Raw genomic sequence first — 17,761 nt, 5'->3', positions numbered from 1 at the left:
GGGCCGGGCGGGCGGTGCGGGGGCCGACCGTTAGTATCGGGCGCCTGCGCACGGTGGTACGGGGGCTGCGCTGGGTGGGACGTCCTCAGCCACGGGATTCCGTACCGGACCGGCGCAGTCGCGTGAGGGCTGATGCCGAAGTGATCGATCGACGCCGCGGGGTGGATGGCACATGGGTGTGATCATGGTCAAGCGACCGGCCAGGGCCTACCCGCCGACCGTGCCGGACGAGCCGGTGGAGCTGATCAGCCCGCCCGAGCTGCCCCGGCACGGCGGCGAGGACTGGCTGATGAGCATCCTGCCGATGCTCGGCATGGGCGGCTCGGCGGTGTTCTTCTTCTCGCCCGGTGCGGCCGCCCCGATGAAGATCATGGGCGGTCTGATGATCGCCTCGACGGTCGGCATGGTGCTGGCCCAGATCGTGCGGGCCCGCAAGGGCGGCTCGACCGCGATGGCGGACGAGCGCCGCGACTACCTCAAGTACCTGCAGCAGACCCGCCGCCAGGTGCGCCGCACGGCGGAGAGCCAGCGCGGCGCGCTGCTGTTCCTGAACCCGGCGCCGGACCAGCTGTGGTCGATCGTCGAGGACGGCCGGCGGCTGTGGGAACGGCGTACGGCCGACGGCGACTTCGCGCAGATCCGGGTGGGCCTCGGGCCGGTGCAGCTGTCCACCCCGCTGGTGGCGCCGCAGACCGCGCCGATGGACGAGCTGGAGCCGCTGTCTGCGGCCGCGATGCACTCCTTCCTGAAGGCCCACGGCACCCTGCAGGACCTGCCGCTGGCGGTCTCGCTGCGGGCGTTCTACCACATCACGGTGTGCGGGGACCCGGACTCGGTGTACGGCAACGTGCGCGCGATGATCGCCCAACTGACCACCCTGCACTCGCCGGACGACCTGCTGGTCGCGGTCGCCGCGGCGCCCGGCGCGGCCGAGGAGTGGGACTGGACCAAGTGGCTCCCGCACAACCAGCACCGCAAGGAGAGCGACGGCGCGGGCTCGCGCCGGCTGAACGCCACCGACCTGGGCGACCTGGAGTTCCTGCTCCAGGACGAGCTGTCCGGCCGCCAGCGCTTCGTCCGGGACGCGGCGCCCGCCGCGGACCAGCCGCACCTCGTGGTGATCATGGACGGCGCCGGGGTGCCGCACGACTCGGTGCTGGCGAGCCCCGAGGGCGTGCAGGGCGTGACCGTGATCGAGGTCGTCCCGGGCGAGGTGGACGAGCCGAGCGGGCACCTGATGGTGACGGTCAACCCGCAGGAGCTGGTGCTGCGTTCGGCCTCCGGGGCGACCTACAGCGGCAAGCCGGACCTGCTCTCGCAGTGGCAGTCCGAGGCACTGGCACGGCAGTTGGCGCCGTACCGGGCCTCGGCCGGCGGTGACGACGAGCCGCTGCTGTCCAACCTGGACTTCACCGACATGATGAACTCCGGCGACCCGGGCTCCTTCGACGTGGCCCGCAGCTGGCGCCCGCGCGCCCAGCACGAGCGGATGCGGGTGCCGATCGGCGTCGGCGCCAACGGCGAGCACGTCTACCTGGACATCAAGGAGGCCGCGCTGGAGGGCATGGGCCCGCACGGCCTGTGCGTGGGCGCGACCGGCTCCGGCAAGTCGGAGCTGCTGCGCACACTGGTGCTCGCGCTGGCGATGACCCACTCCTCGGAGACGCTGAACTTCGTGCTCGCCGACTTCAAGGGCGGCGCGACCTTCCTGGGCATGGCGGACATGCCGCACACCTCCGCGGTGATCACCAACCTGGAGGGCGAGCTCACCCTGGTCGACCGCATGCGCGACGCGATCGAGGGCGAGCTGCACCGCCGCCAGGAGCTGCTGCACCGCTCCGGCAACTACGCCAACATCCACGAGTACGAGCGGGCCCGGGCGGCCGGCGCGGCGCTGGACCCGCTGCCCTCGCTGGTGCTGATCATCGACGAGTTCTCCGAACTCCTCACCGCCAAGCCCGACTTCATCGAGATGTTCATCCAGATCGGCCGTATCGGCCGCTCCCTGGGCGTGCACCTGCTGCTGGCCTCGCAGCGCCTGGAGGAGGGCAAGCTGCGCGGCCTGGACACCTATCTCTCCTACCGGATCGGTCTGCGCACCTTCTCGGCCGCCGAGTCGCGGGCCGCGATCGGCGTGCCGGACGCGTACCACCTGCCGCCGGTGCCGGGGGTGGGCTACCTGAAGTTCGGCGAGGACGTGATGGACCGGTTCAAGGCCGCGTACGTCTCGGGGCCGTACCGGGCACCGGGGCAGCAGCGCTCGACCGGTGGCCGGCGGGTGAACGCCCGGCCGGTGGAGTTCACCTCGGCCTTCGTGGACCTGCCGCCGGAGCCGGTGGAGGAGGAGGCGCCGCGGGCCCCGGAACAGGACGACGCGCTGGTGGACACCGTGCTGGACGTCTTCGTCCAGCGGATGACCGGCCAGGGCCCGGCCGCGCACCAGGTGTGGCTGCCGCCGCTGGACGATGCGCCGAGCATCGACCACCTGCTGCCGCCGCTGCAGGTCGTCCCGGAGCGCGGGCTGACCGCACCGGGCTACCCGGGCGGCCGGCTGCGGGCGCCGATCGGCATCGTGGACAAGCCGCGCGAGCAGAAGACCGACATCCTGGAGGTCGACTTCTCCGGGGCGGCTGGCCACGGCCTGGTGGTGGGCGGCCCGCGCTCGGGCAAGTCCACCGTGCTGCGCACCATGACGGCCGCCTTCGGCCTCACCCACACCCCGCGCGAGGTTCAGTTCTACCTGCTGGACTTCGGCGCGGGCAGCTTCCAGTCGCTGACCGGACTGCCGCACGTCGGCGGGGTGGCCGGGCGCCTGGACGTGGACAAGGTGCGTCGGATGGTCTCCGAGGTGCACTCGGTGATGAACCGGCGCGAGGAGCTGTTCCGGACGGCCGGGATCGACACCATCACCACCTACCGGGCCCGCCGGGCGGCCGGACAGCTGCCCGACGAGGCCTTCGGCGACGTCTTCCTGATGATCGACGGCTGGAACACCTTCAAGCAGGAGTTCGAGGGCCTGGAGCCGGTGATCGGCGACATCGCCCAGCGCGGCCTCGGCTACGGCGTCCACCTGGTGATCACCGCGGCCCGCTACGCGGAGGTGCGCCCCGCGCTGAAGGACCTGCTGCAGAACCGCATCGAGCTGAAGCTCGGTGACGCGATGGAGTCCGAGGTGGACCGCCGGGTGGCGCAGAACGTCCCGCCGCTGGCCGGGCGCGGCATCACCGCGGAGCGGCTGCACTTCCTGGGCGGACTGCCCCGACTGGACGGCTCCTCCTCGGTGGAGGACCTCCAGGACGGCGTCGCCGCACTGGTCGGCGCGGTCGACGGGGCCTGGACCGGCCCGCGCGCCCCGCAGGTGCGGATGCTGCCGGCCGTCCTGGACGGCCACTCGCTGCCGAAGGGCTTCGAGCACCCGGAGCGCGGCGTGTCCTTCGGCGTGGACGAGGCCGAGCTGGCACCGGTGTTCGTCAACTTCGAGACCGACCCGCTGTTCATCGTCTTCGGTGACACCGAGTCCGGGAAGTCGGCGGTGCTGCGGATGCTGATCAAGCAGATCACCGAGCGCTACACCCCGGACCAGGCGGGCATCGTGGTCGGCGACTACCGGCGCGCCCTGCTGGGCACCGTCCCGCCGGAGTTCCTGGTGGAGTACGCGGCCGCGCAGCCGGCCATGACGGCGATCGTGGACATGCTGCGCGGGGCCTGCGCCCGGCGCCTGCCCGGCCCGGACGTGACCGCCGAGCAGCTGCGCAACCGCAGCTGGTACAGCGGCAAGGACATGTTCGTGATCGTCGACGACTACGAGCTGGTCGCGACCAGCTCGGGCAACCCGCTGGCGCCGCTGGCCGAGTTCCTGCCGTTCGCCCGGGACATCGGCCTGCGGGTGATCGTGGCCCGCAGCGCCGGCGGCGCCGGGCGCTCGCTGTACGAGCCGGTGATGCAGCGGATGCGCGAGCTCGGCGGGCAGGGCGTCATCCTGTCCGGCAACCGGGACGAGGGCGCGCTGCTGGGGACGGTCAAGCCGCAGGCGCTGCCGCCGGGCCGCGGGGTCTACGTGTCACGCCGCGCGACCAACGGACAGATGGTCCAGACGGGCTGGCTGCCGGCGCAGTGACCGGGCGCAGCGGGCGGGCCGCCCGCCATGGACGGGCCGCCCGCTACGGACGGTGATCGAAGGGGTCGGACTCAGCGGAGTCCGACCCCTTCGTCGTCCCAGGTGCTGAAACGTTACCTAGATCTTTCCGGCGTGGGGCTGCGGTTCCCGCACCCGCCTCGGGAGTTGCCCTGCGGCTCAGGGGCGCCTGGGCGTATCACCGTCCCATCGAGGCGCCACCTTGGAAAGATGGCATGCAATGTGCAGTTCACCTTTGATTCATGCTTGATGTGGCCAAAGTAGCAAGTCGGACAACCAACGTGATGACCGTAAGTGATCATCGGATCGCATGTTTATGCCGTTCACCGCAACGGATTCCGAAGCAGTTCCGGCGTTGACGCAATCAATACACCCAAGGTTCCATTGCGGCCTTGGGAGCGACCGACAGGACCCGAGCAACCAGCCAGCGGAGGCGATACCGCTCCCATCCCAGGACCGCACAGAGCCGATCGGAAGCCACATGACCGACACGCTTCGCCCGCCACAGAACGTCACCGCCACGGCGGACGGAACAGCAGCGCCCCAGCAGCTCAAGCGCTCGATCGGCGTCGTGGGCGGCACCCTGCTCACGCTGTCCTGCGTCACCCCCGCGTCGACGCTCTTCGTGATCGTGCCGGAGCTGTTCTCCAGCATCGGCAGCGCCACCGCCCTTGCCATCGCCATCGGCTCGGTGCTCTGCGTCGCGGTCGCGTTCTGCTACTCCGAGCTCGGCACCCTGATCCCCAGCGCCGGCGGCGAGTACGCGATGGTCGGCACCCTGGCCGGGCGCCTCGCGGGCTGGCTGGTCTTCATCCAGTCGCTGATCGTGGTGATGATCGTCCCCTCGGTCATCGCCCTCGGCACCGCCGACTACCTGGCGCCCGTCCTGCACGTCGACAAGCCGATCGCCGGCGCCGTCGTGATGCTCGCCGCCACCCTGGCCGGTCTGCTCGACCTGCGCGCCAACGCCTGGATCACCGGCATCTTCCTGGTCCTGGAGGTCATCGCGGCCGGCGTGGTCTCCGTGCTCGGCTTCGCCCACGCCAACTCCGCGCACCCCAGCCTGCTGCACGGCCTGGTCTCCACGGACGGCGGCGCCGCCAGCCCGGTCGGCATCGGCGCCATCATCGGCGCCCTGGGCATCGCCCTGTTCGCCACCCAGGGCTTCTCCACCGCCGTCTACCTCTCCGAGGAGCTGGAGAACCCCCGCCGCACCGTCTCCCGCACCGTGCTGTGGACCCTCGGCCTGTCCAGCGCGATCATCCTGATCCCGGTCGCCGCCATCACCCTGGGCGCCCCCGACCTGCAGACCCTGACCTCCGGCGACATCTCCGGCATGGTCACCGCCTGGAGCAACTCCGCGGTCGGCACCTTCATCAGCCTCTGCATCGCGCTGGCCATCATCAACGCCGGCATCGTCATGGTCATCCAGAACTCCCGGGTGCTGTTCGCCTCCGCCCGCGACAAGGCCTGGCCCGAGCCCGTCAACAAGGCCTTCGGCACCCTCGGCCGCTTCGGCTCCCCCTGGATCGCCACCCTCGCGGTCGGCCTGCCCGGCGCCGCCCTCTGCTTCGTCAAGGGCGAACTGCTCAGCAACATCACCGGCGTCGCGGTCACCGCGATGTACCTGCTGGTCGCCATCGCCTCGCTGCTCTCCCGCCGCGGCCACCACAAGCACGCCGCCGCCTGGCGGATGCCGCTGTGGCCGGCCGTCCCCGCGCTGCTGATCGTCGTCCTGGTCTACGTCATGACCCAGCTCGACGCCGAACCCCTGCTGTGGACCGGTGGCATCACCGCCGCCGCCACCCTCTACTGGCTGCTCTACCTGCGCCCCCGGCAGGACACCCGCTGGGTGATCAGCCTCCCCGAGGACCAGCGGGACTGACCCCCGATCCCCCACCCCTCCCCCACACGGCGGTGCCCCGGGCCTTCCCCCCAGCCCGGGGCACCGCCGCATCCGTACGTCCGCCCGCTACTTCTTCAGCTTCCAGACCGGGGCGGCCGCGATCGCCTGCATCTGGTCGTTGGTCAGCACCGGCGTCTTGCGGGTCGCCGGGGCCTGCTGGGTGCCGCTGTTGAACGAGCTGATCACCACCCGCAGGCCGTCCGGGTGCAGGGTGTCGACGGTCCACATGCCCACGCCCGGCTTGTCGCTCCCGTTGCGGATCACCATCTTGGTGCCGTCCGGCAGCGTCCGGGCGCCGGCGAACAGCTCCGCCTTGGTCTGGTCGTCGCGGCTCCAGTCCTGGACGTTGAGCTGCACCAGGGACTTGCCCCGGCCGTCGTCGAGGACGAAGTTGGCGTAGCCGAAGCCGTCGGCCTGGGAGGTCGACTCGGTCAGCCCGCCCGGCAGCAGCTTGGCGGTGAGGTCCAGGATCTCCTGGGCGCTGTACTCCTTCGAGGTGTCCGGCACCTTGACCGGCTTCGGCTCCGGGATCGCCGCGACGACCGCGTCCCAGGACTTGTCGGTGACGATCGCCTTGAGCTGCTCCGGCGACAGCGGCGGGTTCGGGCGGCTGTCCGGCGAGTCCTTCTCGGCCGCGGAGTTCCACTCCGACAGCTCGATCTGGCGGCCGTCCTGGCCGATCAGCTTGGCGTTCCACCACTTGGTGGTGGCCCGCTTGTCCGGGTACTCGTAGCCCTGGAGAACGGTCAGCGAGCCGCCGCCCGGCAGGCTGGTGGAGGTGCAGGCGTCGTACGGGACGGTGTTCTTGCTCGGGCAGACGTTCTGCGCCCGGTTGGGATCGTTCAGGGCCAGGCGGCCGACCGAGACGCCCATCGCGGCCTTGCCCTGGCCGTCGTCGAAGACCAGCGAGGCGGTCGCGGCGATGCCGCCGCCCCACGGCTTGCCGGGCTGCTGAGCGGTGCCGGACCCCTTGCCGTCGGTGGTGCGGCCCTGGGGCAGCAGGGCTTGGAAGGTGGCCAGCATCTCGTCGTCGGTGATCGGCTTGGCGGACGGCGTGGCGTCGGCGGCCGGGGTCGTCGCGGCCCCGGAGCCCCCGGCCCCGGAGCCCGCGGCGGCGGAACCCGCGGGTGCGGCGGCCGGCCCGGCGGCGGCCACCGTGCCCGTGCCGTCACCGGAGCGGGAGGCCGGGCCGGTCAGGTAGACCGCCCCGGTGCCCACCAGCGCCAGCGCGGCGGCGCCGCCCACCACCGCGGCGGTGGACCGGCGGCGCCAGCGGCTGCGGCCGCGCTGGTAGCCGCCCGCTACCAGCCCGGCCTGGTCGGCCTGCTCGGGGCGGAAGCCCTCACCGGTGCGGGTGATGGCGAAGAGAAGATCGTCTTCGAACTTGTCCGGCTCGGACATGGCGGATCACCGTCTCCTTGCGTCGCGGAAGTGCCAGTAGTGGTCAGCAGTTGTGCCCGGGGCGTTCAGCGGGCGGCGAGCTCGGCCAGCGAATCGCCGAGCAGGGTGCGCAGCCGGGTCAGCGCCCGACTCGTCCTGGTCCGGACCGCGCCGGAGGACAGCCGCAGCACGTCCGCGGTCTCCTCGATGCTGCGGTCCTCCCAGTAGCGCAGCACCAGCACCGCCCGGTCCTTGGCCGGCATCCGCCCGAGCGCGTCGAGCAGGGTCAGCCGCAGACTGCTGTCCGCGTCGTGACCCTCCCGCTCCGGCAGGGCCTCGGTCGGACGCTCGCCGCTGGAGCGGCGGCGCTGCTGGGCGAGGAAGGTGCGCACCATCACGGTGTGGATGTAGGCCGCCGGGTTGTCGATCCTGTTCCGGCCGCCGGTGAAGGCGCTGCGCCGCCAGAGCACGTACATCCGGCTGAGGGCCTCCTGCACGAGGTCCTCGGCGTAGTGGGTGTCGCCGCTGGTGAGCAGGCAGGCCGAGCGGTAGAGGGGGCCGGTGCGACTGGAGACGAGTTCCAGGAACTCCGCGTCCTTGGCCTCGCGGCCACCACCGATCCATCTCATCGCCCGTCGCTCCCCCGCGTCCGTGTGCCCCCGACACCTGATGGATGCGGTGAACCGGCCGTGGTGTTACAGGCGGCTTACGGGTTCTTCCCGCGGCGCCGGTCGCGGAGCACCACGCCGCCGCCGATCAGCAGGGCCACCACCAGGGCGCCGACGCCGACCACGTAGGTGGCGGTGCGGCCGTCGCGGTCGGCCTGGGTCTCGCCGATGCCGACCGGCCGCGGCACGATCGGGGCGGCGGCCAGCTGCACCGGGGCGTCCGGGGCGGGGGTGGACGGCGGGTTCTCGGGCGCCTTGGTGACGGCCTTGACCGGATCCACCACGCCCCAGCCGATGAACTGGTTCGGGCCGGCCTCGGTGCGCTGGGCGGACTGCTCGATCCACGCCCGCACCTGGGCCGGCGTCCAGAGGGGGTGCGCGCCGATCAGCAGCGCGGCGAGCCCGGAGACGTACGGGGCGGCGAAGCTGGTGCCGTTGTCGACGCACTGGCCGCCGCCGGGCACGGTGGAGAGCATGTCGACGCCGGGCGCGGCGACCTTCACGAAGGAGCCGTACTGGGAGAACGGGGCGCGCTCGTTGTTGCGGTCGGAGGCACCGACGGAGAGCACGGTCGGGAAGGCGCCCGGGTAGGTGTCGCCCTCCTTGCCGTCGTTGCCGCTGGAGGCGACCACCACGACCTTGCTCTGCTCGGCCCGGTCGATGGCGGCCTTGAGGTCCGCGTAGCCGCCGAACTGGGCGTCCCCCGCTCCGCGCACGTCCTGCGAGATGTTGATGACCTTGACGTGGTGGTCGATCGCGTCGTTGATGGCCTTGGTGAGGCTGGAGACGTCGCCGTTGCCCTCGCTGTCGTTCTGCCGGATCGCGTAGATCCTGGCGTCGGGGGCCAGCCCGACGAAGCCGGTCTTGTCGCTGCGGCCCGCGGCGATGATGCCGGCCACCTTGGTGCCGTGGCCGACCGTGTCGTTCTTGGAGGTGCCGTCGACCGGCTTGTTGTTCTGCTTGTCGAACAACAGGCTGTTGCCCGCGTCGACCTTGCCGGCCAGCTGGGGGTTGGTGTCGTCCACCCCGGTGTCGATGACGGCGACCGTCACCCCGCTGCCGGTGGTCTTCCCGCCCTGCCAGAGCTCGTCCAGGAGTATCCGCTGCAGCGACCACGGCACGGTCGGCACGTCGGGCGCGGGCTTGGGGCAGTCGCCGGCGGCGGCCAGTCCGGGCCCGCCGTCCGCGAACGCCGGGGCCCCGGCCGGGCCGCCCAGCACCACGAGCGCGGCCAGCGCCGCGACCGTCCTACGGAACCCGCGTCCGGACACCCTAGCCACCCCTCGTGTTCGCCACCCCGTGCCGCGGCGTACCGTGCCGCGCGCCGAAGGGCGGGTGCCCGGAATCCGGGTACCCGCCCCTGCCGTTCCCGTCCGGGAACCTGCGATCAGCTGTTCCAGAGACCGGCGTTCTTCTTCTCGGTCGCGTGGTAGCTCTGCGCGGCGCTCTCCAGCGAGCTGGAGATCTTGGCGCAGGTGTCCTTCAGGTCCTGGGCGGCGCCGTCCCACTTGGTCTGCTGGGCGTTGTAGCCCTGCTGGGCCTGGCCCTGCCAGCCGTGGGAGATCTTGGTGACCTCCTTGCGCAGGTCGGAGAGCATCTGCTCGATCTTGTTGGCCGAGGTCTGCACGTCCTGGGACGCCTGGTGCAGGGTCTGGAAGTTGACGAGGATGTGGTCGGTCACAATGTCTCCCTTGACGAGGATGCGGAGCGCCCCGCGTTCATCGGCGGTCGCCCCGGAGGGCGGAAGGTCGGAACGGAGCGGTGATCAGCGTGGAAGCGGTGATCAGCTCTGGGGGCCGAACAGCGACTTCTGCTCCTCTTCGGCACTCGCGTAGTGCTTGGTGGTCAGCTCGATGGCGTTCTTGATCGCGTGCAGCGATTCCTTCAGCGCCTTGACGTCATCGTTGACCTTCGTCTGCAGGGCCTTGTAGGCGTCAGCCGCCTGGCCCTTCCAGCCGCTGGTGATGTTGTCGACCGTCGTCTGGAGCGCGCTGCGCTCCGCCTCGATCTGGCCGATCGCCGTCTCGATCTTCCCGGCGAAGTCCATCATCTCCTGCGCGGTCACCGTGAACTGGCCGTCACTCATGATCCACCGTCCCCCATGAGAAAAACATTGTGTGCACGGAGGGCCCCGAGGGCCCGCCGCCGCATCACCCGTGTGATGTCCAGCAGCACTGTAGTCGGCACACGCAACTCACCCAACATCGAGTGCCGAGTAGTTACCAGACCATGACACTGGGGCCAATTCCGTTGCCGGGCTTGGCTGATCAGGCATTCTGCGGCTGCGCGGCGCTCTTCGCGGTCAGCGGCGGGCCGGCCGGCACCAGGTTCGACCACTCCTTCGGGACCGGCAGCGGCTGGACGTTCTGGTAGCCCAGTCGGGCCTGGTTGCCACCGGGTTGCTCGTCCGGGTTCTGGGTCGGCTGGTTCGCGGCACCCGGGTTCGGGGTGCTCGGCGGCGCGGCCGTCGGCTTCGGGGAGCCGCTGGAGCCGGGCGACGGGGTGGGGCCGTGGCCGCCGTCGCCGTTGGCCGGGACGGAGTAGCGCAGGCCGGTCTCGGTGATCAGGAAGTCGGTGCCGGAGCCGCCCCCGGCCGCGGCGTTGGCTTCGTTGCCGCCGTTGGTGTTGTTGCCGCCGTTGCCGCCTGCCGCGTTGTCCACCGCCCGGTAGAACAGGCCGTGACCGGGCGTCACGTACGCCGCGCCCGCGCCGTTGTTGTACGCCGCCGGGTAGGACGTCCCGGCCCAGACGCTGCGCTTGGGCGTGCGGCCGTCCTCGGCCATGCCGTCGAAGGTGCTGCAGACCACCAGCCGGGCGTCCTGGCGGTCCTGCCAGTTGTTCACCGGCGCACCGGACTTCAGCGGCCAGTCGTCCGGGGTCTTCGGCAGCCGGACGTCGGTGTTGTTCTTGAACTGGTCGTCCGGGGTCATCTCGTCGTTGCGCGGCCGCTTGTCCTGGTCGTACTTGTAGAGCACCTGGTACGCCGGGTTCTGCCGGATCAGCTCCGCCTGGAACGGGGTGATCAGGAAGAGGCCGTCCTTGCCGACCACGTAGTTGCGGTCCTGGTAGTGCACCAGCCGGCCGATCCGGCGGTCCGCCGCGTTGCCCAGGTTCACGCTGGAGTTGGGGTTCGGGGTGTCGGTCATCCCCTGGACGTCGGGGAAGGTGATCGCGCTGGCGGTCACCAGGGTGTCCAGCCACTCCCGCTTCACCCGCTGCGGCACCGCGTTGGGCCCGAAGACCGCGGTGACCAGCGCCTTGCGCTCCTTGTCGTCCGACTGCGTCGAGCCGATCTCGTGCTTGCGGCCCTGGGCGTCGACCAGGTACACCTTCGCGGCGCCCCCGGCCGACTGGCCCGGCCCCGAGGCCGAGACCTGCTGGTCGTCCGCCTGCTGCACCAGCATCAGCTGGTCCTGGCCGAGCATCCGGTCCTTGGCCGCCAGCGCCGCCGCGTCCGCGCCGGCCGCCACGAACACCGCCTGGTTGACGGTCTCCTGCTTCTCGTCCGACCCCGGACGGTCGCAGACCGCCCACTTCATCGGCTGGCCGGCGCTGTCCTTGCCGGGCAACTTGTCCGGGGCGTACGGGATCCCGATGGTCGGGCCGTGGTTGGGGTAGCGGTCCAGCACCCCGTCGTCCACCACCACGACCTTGGCGTCGACCGGCAGCACCAGCCGCGCCGAGGACATGTTGAGCACCTGGTGCAGCCGCTTGGTCTTGCCGTCCGGATCGACCAGCACCACGTAGCGGGTGGTCGACTGCTTGCCCTGGATGATGTTCTTCCCGCTGTCCCACTGCAGCGGCGCGGCGGGCTTGAACACCCCCCAGAGCCCGAACCCGGCCACCACCAGCGTCCCGACCAGCACGCTGGGCAGCACCGCCTTCACCGGGCGCGGCGCGTCCTCGTCACTGCCGCCGCCGGAGGGCAGCAGGAACGCCCCCACCGTGCGCTTGCGGGCGAAGGTGTACGCGTTCAGTTCGTCCCGACGCGATGCCATCCTCGTCGTCCCCCTCTGTCAGACCTGTGCCGGCCGCGGTCGGCCTCCCGTCGGCCCGACCTGCCCCGTGGTCCGCACCCGCCGGGCGGGACCCGGCCCGAACCCTCTACGATGCGGCAGCAGACGGTGAGTACGGTACGGGTACGGTCCGCGAACCAGCCAGCCGGGCCGCGCCAACGGATCAGAGAGGGCCACCGGGGGATGCCAAGCCAGACCGCTCCAGAACGCCGCGGCGACGCGGGCGCAGGGAGGTCGCGCCGGCCCGGACGGGCCCGACGCGGCGGCCCGCCCGCCGGGACCGCGGCCGTCCGACCGGCGGCGCCCGCCGGCCCCGGCGGCCCCGTCCAGGTGCGCGTCAACCCCCGACCCGGGCTGCTCGGCGGCCGGTTGAAGCTCCAGCAGCTCGTCCTGGTCGAGGTCGCCGCCGCCCTGGTCGCGGTGGGCTGGACGATCAGCCGCCCGGTCGCGGCCGGCTTCGGCGCGGTCTCGCTGGTCCTGCTGGTGCTGGCGCTCGTGCCGCTGCGCGGCCGCACCATCCCGGAGCTGCTCCGGGTCCGCACCGCCCTCAAGTCCCGCCGCCGGCAGGCGAAGTCGCTGCTGCCGCCGCCCGGCACCGACCCGGCCCTGGCGCCAGCGCTGGAGCTCGAACCGGCACTGCGCACCTGCACCCACGCCACCGAGGCCGACTTCGGCGGCCGCCCGGTGCGGCGCGAGACCGGCATGGTCGGTGACGGCACCTTCCTCACCTCGGTGCTGCTCGTCCAGGCCAAGGACCAGCCGCTGCGCCCGGTGCGCACCGCGCTGCCGCTGCCGCTGGACGTGATCTGCTCGGCGCTCACCGTGGACGACGTCACCCTGGAGTCGGTGCAGCTGGTCCAGCACACCCAGCCCGCCCCGGCCCAGCACCTGCCCGAGCAGTCGCTGGCCGCCCGCGCCTACCGCGAACTCCCGGACGGCACCTCCACCCCCGGGCTGCGGCTGACCTGGGTCGCCCTCAAGCTCGACCCGGAGCGCGCGGCCACCGCCGTCCGGGCCCGCGGCGGCGGCGAGGAGGGCGCCCGCAAGGCGCTCCAGCGGGTGACCGACCAGCTCGCCGGACGCCTCAACAGCGCCGGGTTCAACGCGACCGTGCTGGACGAGCGCGAGCTGATCGCCGCCCTGGCCATCGCCACCTGCGCCAACCCGATCGCGGTCGCCGGACGCCAGGGCACCGGCAGCGGCGGCGGCACCACCCGCCGCACCCAGGAGGGCAACCGCTTCTGGCGGATCGACGACCGCTGGCACAGCACCTACGCGATCTCCCGCTGGCCGCAGCTGACCCGCCCCGGCGGCGGCGCCGGCCGGATCGGCGCACCGGACCTGGTCAACCTGATCACCGGCTCCCCCGCACTGGCCAGCACCTTCAGCCTCACCGCCGGGCACGGCACCGGCGGCTCGGTGACCGTCAGCGGCCACCTGCGGGTGACCGGCCGCAGCGAGGGCGAGGTCGGTGACGTCGGCCGCCAGGTGGAGGCCCGGGCCCAGAGCGCCGGGCTCGGCCTCGTCCGGCTCGACCTCGAACAGGCCCCCGGCATGCTCGCCACCCTGCCGCTGGGAGGAACGTCCTGATGGCGTACCAGACCTATCCCGCCCCCGGTCCGACGCCCGGCGCCGAACAGCGCCGGCCGCGCCCGCGGATCCTGCCGGGCTTCGGGCTGCGCGGACCGCGCCGGGAGAAGCACGTGCTGGAGGCCGCCGACCTCGCCGCGCTGGCCTTCCCGGTCGGCGACGACGGCGTGGTGATCGGCGTCGACCCGCAGGGACTGCCCGCGGTGCTCGGCCTGTTCCGCCCCAGCGCCTACGACCTGGTGCTGGTCGGCGGCGTGTGGACGGCCCAGATCATCGCGCTGCGGGCGGCCGCGATCGGTGCCCGGGTCGCGGTGGAGACCGCCCGCGCCCAGCTCTGGGGCCCGATGGCGCAGGCCGCCGGCGGCGGCCAGCCCTGCGTGACGGTCCACCAGGTCGGACGGCTCGGCCCGCAGGGCGCCTCGGTGGCCTCCCCGGTGCTGGTGGTGCGCGACCTCGGCGCCCGCCCGCCGCGCACCCGGCTCTCCGCCGCGCCCTGGCAGACCACCCTGACGCTGCTCCCGTACCTGGGTCCGAACGCCTCCCGGGTGCTCAACGCGGCCGACCTGGTCGGCGTGCAGCGGATCATGCCCCAGGAGGCGGAGCTGGTCGGCCGGGTGCTGTCGCTGCCGCCGGAGGACGTGGCCGCGCTGCCCGCCCTCGGCGACGACCTCACCCTGTGGGCCACCCGGATGCGGCGTCAGTACGTCCGCGCGGTGGCCGGGCAGGCCGAGCAGCAGGTGCTCGGCCTGCCGCGCCGGATGGACTGAGGGGCGCTCCCGGGCCGGTCGATCCCGGTCCGGAACCGAAGCCGCCTTCAACAGGGGCAGCCGAACGGCCTAGTCTTTGTTGCGGCAACGGCACCGCTGAACAAGCGGCGGCGAACACGAGGGAGCCCTAGTGAGCAGCGATCGGGACGGCGTCTACGTCGGCGACAACGCGGCGGAGGACGACGACGACTGGTCCGACGCGCCCGATTACACTCCCCCGTCCTGGTACGTGCAGTCGGGCCCGGCGACGCCGGCCGGCCCGGCCCCGGCCGCGGGCCCCGGCGCCCCGGCCGAACCGGGCGTCCCCGGTCCTCCGGTGCCGCCACCGGTTCCTGCACCGGTTCCGACCCCGGCTCCGGCTCCGGCTCCGGCTCCGGCTCCGACGGTCGGCGAGGCGCCCGTGCCGACGCCTGCGCCCGCCCCGGCTCCGGTCGCGGCCCCCACCCCGCCGCCGGTGGCCGAACCGACGCCCGCGCCCGCCCCCGTACCGCCGACGCCGCCCGTACAGGCCGAGGCCCAGCACGTTCCGTTCCCGATGGCGGCCCCGCCCGTGACGCCGGAGCATCCGCAGGCACCCGCCGCCGCGCAGCCCTGGCCGCCGGCGGCGGAGGCACCGGCCCAGCCGAGCGCGCCGCAGCCGTACCCGGCCCCGCAGCCCGCGCAGCCGGTACCGCCGCAGCAGTTCGCGCAGCAGCCGACGGCCCAGCCGGTGCCGGGCCAGGCCCCGCTGGACCCGCAGGCCGCCTGGGATCCGCAGGCCGCCTGGGCCGCCCAGCACGCGGCCGCCGCGCAGGCCGTCCAGCCGCAGCCCGCACAGCCGCAACCCGTCCAGCCCGTCCAGCCCGTCCAGCCGCAGCCCGAACAGCCCCAGCCCGCGCCGCCCGCCCCGGTCGACCCGCGTCAGGGTGGCTGGCCGCAGCCCGGTGCCTACCAGCAGCCTGCCGCCCAGCCCCAGCCCGGGCAGCCCTACCCCGGCCAGCCCGGCCAGCCCGCCCAGCAGCAGCCCGCCCCCGCCCAGCCCTGGCCGCCGCAGGGTGCCGCCACGCCGCCGCCGGCCGCGTTCCAGCAGGCCGCCGCCCCGCAGCAGACCGCCCACGGCGCCCCGCTCGGCTACACCGCCGCCGTCGAGCTGTCCTCGGACCGGCTGCTGCGCAGCCAGCCCAAGCAGCAGCGCCAGCAGCCCCGGTTCCAGTTCGGCGGGAAGGCGGCGGCGGCCGAGAAGGCCCGCAAGCTGGAGATCATCCGCACCCCGGTGCTGAGCTGCTACCGGATCGCCGTGATCAGCCTCAAGGGCGGCGTCGGCAAGACCACGACCACCACCGCGCTCGGCGCGACCCTGGCCAGCGAGCGCCAGGACAAGGTGATCGCGATCGACGCCAACCCGGACGCCGGCACCCTGGGCCGCCGGGTCAAGCGCCAGACCGGCGCGACCATCCGCGACCTGGTGACGGCGATCCCGCACCTGCGCAGCTACATGGACATCCGTCAGTTCACCTCGCAGGACCTGAACTCGGGCCTGGAGATCCTGGCGAACGACGTCGACCCGGCCGTCTCGACCACCTTCAACGACTCGGACTACCGCCAGGTCATCGAGGTGCTGGGCCGCCAGTACCCGATCATCCTGACCGACTCCGGCACCGGCCTGCTGTACAGCGCGATGCGCGGGGTGCTGGACCTCGCGGACCAGCTGATCATCGTCTCCACCCCGAGCGTGGACGGCGCCTCCAGCGCCTCGACCACCCTGGACTGGCTCTCCGCGCACGGCTACGCCGATCTGGTGCAGCGCAGCATCACGGTGGTCTCCGGGGTGCGCGAGACCAGCAAGATGATCAAGGTCGAGGACATCGTCGCGCACTTCCAGACCCGCTGCCGCGGCGTCATCGTGGTGCCGTTCGACGAGAGCCTGGCCGCCGGTGCCGAGGTCAACCTCGACATGATGCGACCCAAGGTCCGCGAGGCGTACTTCGAGCTGGCCACCCTGGTCGGCGAGGACATCGTCCGGGCCCAGCAGGCGGCCGCCCAGCAGGCCGGCTGGCAGCAGCAGGCGCAGGCCGGCTACCAGCAGCCGGCCCAGCCCCAGCCGTACGCCGACCCCCAGCAGCAGGGCTACCCCGGCCAGGCCGCCCAGCCCGCCCCCGGGGCGCCGTGGGCCCCGCAGCCCGGCCAGGCCCCGCCGCCCCCGCCCGGGTACGGCTACCCCCAGCAGCCCGCCCCCGGAGCCCCCTGGCCGCAGCAGCCGGGCGCCCCGCAGCCGGGCCCGGGCTACGGCTACCCGCCGCAGCCGCCCCAGCAGTGACGACGGAAGGGCCCGCCGACTCCGAGTCGGCGGGCCCTTCCCCGTACGGCCGGGATCAGACCTCGGTCAGCTCCCGGGCCCGCTTGACGTCATCGGCCATCCGGTCCAGCAGCGCCTCGATGGAGTCGAACTTCTCCATCCCGCGCAGGTAGGCCAGGAAGTCCACGGCCACGTGCAGCCCGTACAGGTCCAGGCCGACCCGGTCGATCGCGTACGCCTCGACGGTGCGGGCGGTGCCGTCGAAGGTCGGGTTGGTGCCGACCGAGATCGCCGCCGGCATCCTCTCGCCCTCGGCGGTCAGCCAGCCCGCGTACACCCCGTCGGCGGGGACGGCGCTGTGCGGCACGGTCTCCACGTTGGCGGTCGGGTAGCCGAGTTCGCGGCCGCGCTGCGCGCCGCGCACCACCACGCCCTCGACCCGGTGCGGGCGGCCGAGCACCTCGTTGGCGCCCGCCATGTCCCCGGTCTCGACCAGGCGGCGGGTCAGGCTGGAGGAGAACGGCTCACCGTCCCCGGCCGTGCCGGACACCTGGAGGTCCACCACCTCGACCTGGAAGTCGTCCGCCCGGCCCAGCTCGGTGAGCAGCGCGACGTCCCCGGCCGCCTTGTGCCCGAAGCGGAAGTTGGGGCCCTCGATGACGACCCGGGCGCGCAGCGCGTCCACCAGCACCTGCTGGACGAAGGTCTCCGGGGACTCCTGGGAGAACTCGGTGGTGAACGGCAGCACCAGCACCGCGTCCACGCCGAGTTCGGCGATCAGCTCGGCCCGGCGCGGGTGCGGCGCGAGCAGCGGCGGGTGGCTGCCCGGGCGGATCACCTCGCGCGGGTGCGGGTCGAAGGTCACCACGACCGAGGGGAGGCCGAGTTCGCGGGCCCGCTCGACGGCCCGCCCGATGATCAGCTGATGTCCGCGGTGCACCCCGTCGAACGAGCCGATGGTGACGACGCTGCGTCCCCAGTCACCGGGGATCTCCTCCAGGCCACGCCAGCGCTGCACCCGACT

The 17,761-nt window shown here is 72.9% G+C and carries 12 protein-coding genes; 5 read left to right on the top strand and 7 right to left on the bottom strand.

Annotation, left to right across the window (positions count from 1 at the left end):
• Positions 1-172: 172 nt before the first annotated feature.
• Entirely contained in the window at positions 173-4,117 is a 3,945-nt protein-coding gene (gene eccCa, locus ACFWIS_RS32750) for a type VII secretion protein EccCa (RefSeq protein WP_380460472.1), read from the top strand.
• A 499-nt stretch (positions 4,118-4,616) separates the two neighbouring features.
• The gene (locus ACFWIS_RS32745; RefSeq protein WP_380460474.1) at positions 4,617-6,020 is read left to right on the top strand and encodes an APC family permease; all 1,404 of its coding nucleotides are present in this window, start codon (positions 4,617-4,619) and stop codon (positions 6,018-6,020) included.
• Between the two features lie 87 nt (positions 6,021-6,107).
• On the opposite strand, the gene ACFWIS_RS32740 is transcribed toward ACFWIS_RS32745, so the two are convergent.
• The 6 genes from ACFWIS_RS32740 to ACFWIS_RS32715 all read right to left on the bottom strand — a co-directional run bounded on the left by ACFWIS_RS32740 (position 6,108) and on the right by ACFWIS_RS32715 (position 12,087).
• Positions 6,108-7,442: a hypothetical protein gene (locus tag ACFWIS_RS32740; RefSeq protein WP_380460476.1), complete on the bottom strand. Its 1,335-nt coding sequence runs from the start codon at positions 7,440-7,442 to the stop codon at positions 6,108-6,110.
• 65 nt (positions 7,443-7,507) lie between these two features.
• Positions 7,508-8,050: a SigE family RNA polymerase sigma factor gene (locus ACFWIS_RS32735; protein WP_380460478.1), complete on the bottom strand. Its 543-nt coding sequence runs from the start codon at positions 8,048-8,050 to the stop codon at positions 7,508-7,510.
• Between the two features lie 77 nt (positions 8,051-8,127).
• Entirely contained in the window at positions 8,128-9,360 is a 1,233-nt protein-coding gene (gene mycP, locus ACFWIS_RS32730) for a type VII secretion-associated serine protease mycosin (RefSeq protein ID WP_380460480.1), read from the bottom strand.
• Positions 9,361-9,476: 116 nt separating this feature from the next.
• Positions 9,477-9,770 (bottom strand): WXG100 family type VII secretion target, encoded by a 294-nt coding sequence (locus ACFWIS_RS32725; protein WP_380460482.1) that lies wholly within the window; start codon positions 9,768-9,770, stop codon positions 9,477-9,479.
• A 102-nt stretch (positions 9,771-9,872) separates the two neighbouring features.
• Complete coding sequence (locus tag ACFWIS_RS32720; RefSeq protein ID WP_380460484.1) at positions 9,873-10,175, bottom strand: WXG100 family type VII secretion target; 303 nt, start codon at positions 10,173-10,175, stop codon at positions 9,873-9,875.
• A gap of 181 nt (positions 10,176-10,356) precedes the next feature.
• Positions 10,357-12,087 (bottom strand): type VII secretion protein EccB, encoded by a 1,731-nt coding sequence (locus ACFWIS_RS32715; RefSeq protein WP_380460486.1) that lies wholly within the window; start codon positions 12,085-12,087, stop codon positions 10,357-10,359.
• Between the two features lie 348 nt (positions 12,088-12,435).
• Between ACFWIS_RS32715 and eccE the strand changes: the two genes are divergently transcribed.
• From eccE to ACFWIS_RS32700, 3 genes are all read left to right on the top strand, one after another.
• Positions 12,436-13,695: a type VII secretion protein EccE gene (gene eccE, locus ACFWIS_RS32710; RefSeq protein WP_380460488.1), complete on the top strand. Its 1,260-nt coding sequence runs from the start codon at positions 12,436-12,438 to the stop codon at positions 13,693-13,695.
• A complete protein-coding gene (locus tag ACFWIS_RS32705; protein ID WP_380460490.1) occupies positions 13,695-14,462 on the top strand; it encodes a hypothetical protein in 768 nt (255 codons plus the stop codon). The genes eccE and ACFWIS_RS32705 overlap by 1 nt, the downstream gene beginning before the upstream one ends.
• 130 nt (positions 14,463-14,592) lie before the next feature.
• Complete coding sequence (locus tag ACFWIS_RS32700) at positions 14,593-16,758, top strand: MinD/ParA family protein (protein ID WP_380460492.1); 2,166 nt, start codon at positions 14,593-14,595, stop codon at positions 16,756-16,758.
• A gap of 55 nt (positions 16,759-16,813) precedes the next feature.
• On the opposite strand, the gene ACFWIS_RS32695 is transcribed toward ACFWIS_RS32700, so the two are convergent.
• On the bottom strand, positions 16,814-17,755 hold the full coding sequence (locus ACFWIS_RS32695; RefSeq protein WP_380460494.1) for a bifunctional riboflavin kinase/FAD synthetase: 942 nt from the start codon (positions 17,753-17,755) through the stop codon (positions 16,814-16,816).
• Positions 17,756-17,761: the final 6 nt, after the last annotated feature.

Origin of the sequence: Kitasatospora sp. NPDC127060 (assembly GCF_042724935.1) — a bacterium.
GTDB lineage: Bacteria > Actinomycetota > Actinomycetes > Streptomycetales > Streptomycetaceae > Kitasatospora.
The sequence above is the reverse complement of the archived record's forward strand: the minus strand, read 5'-3'. Positions and strand labels throughout refer to the sequence as shown.

Bases quoted from the DNA above. Each gene is read 5' to 3' on its own strand.
- eccCa (WP_380460472.1), top strand. From the start codon at position 173: ATGGGTGTGATCATGGTCAAGCGACCGGCCAGGGCCTACCCGCCGACC.
- ACFWIS_RS32745 (WP_380460474.1), top strand. From the start codon at position 4,617: ATGACCGACACGCTTCGCCCGCCACAGAACGTCACCGCCACGGCGGAC.
- ACFWIS_RS32740 (WP_380460476.1), bottom strand. From the start codon at position 7,442: ATGTCCGAGCCGGACAAGTTCGAAGACGATCTTCTCTTCGCCATCACC.
- ACFWIS_RS32735 (WP_380460478.1), bottom strand. From the start codon at position 8,050: ATGAGATGGATCGGTGGTGGCCGCGAGGCCAAGGACGCGGAGTTCCTG.
- ACFWIS_RS32720 (WP_380460484.1), bottom strand. From the start codon at position 10,175: ATGAGTGACGGCCAGTTCACGGTGACCGCGCAGGAGATGATGGACTTC.
- ACFWIS_RS32715 (WP_380460486.1), bottom strand. From the start codon at position 12,087: ATGGCATCGCGTCGGGACGAACTGAACGCGTACACCTTCGCCCGCAAG.
- ACFWIS_RS32705 (WP_380460490.1), top strand. From the start codon at position 13,695: ATGGCGTACCAGACCTATCCCGCCCCCGGTCCGACGCCCGGCGCCGAA.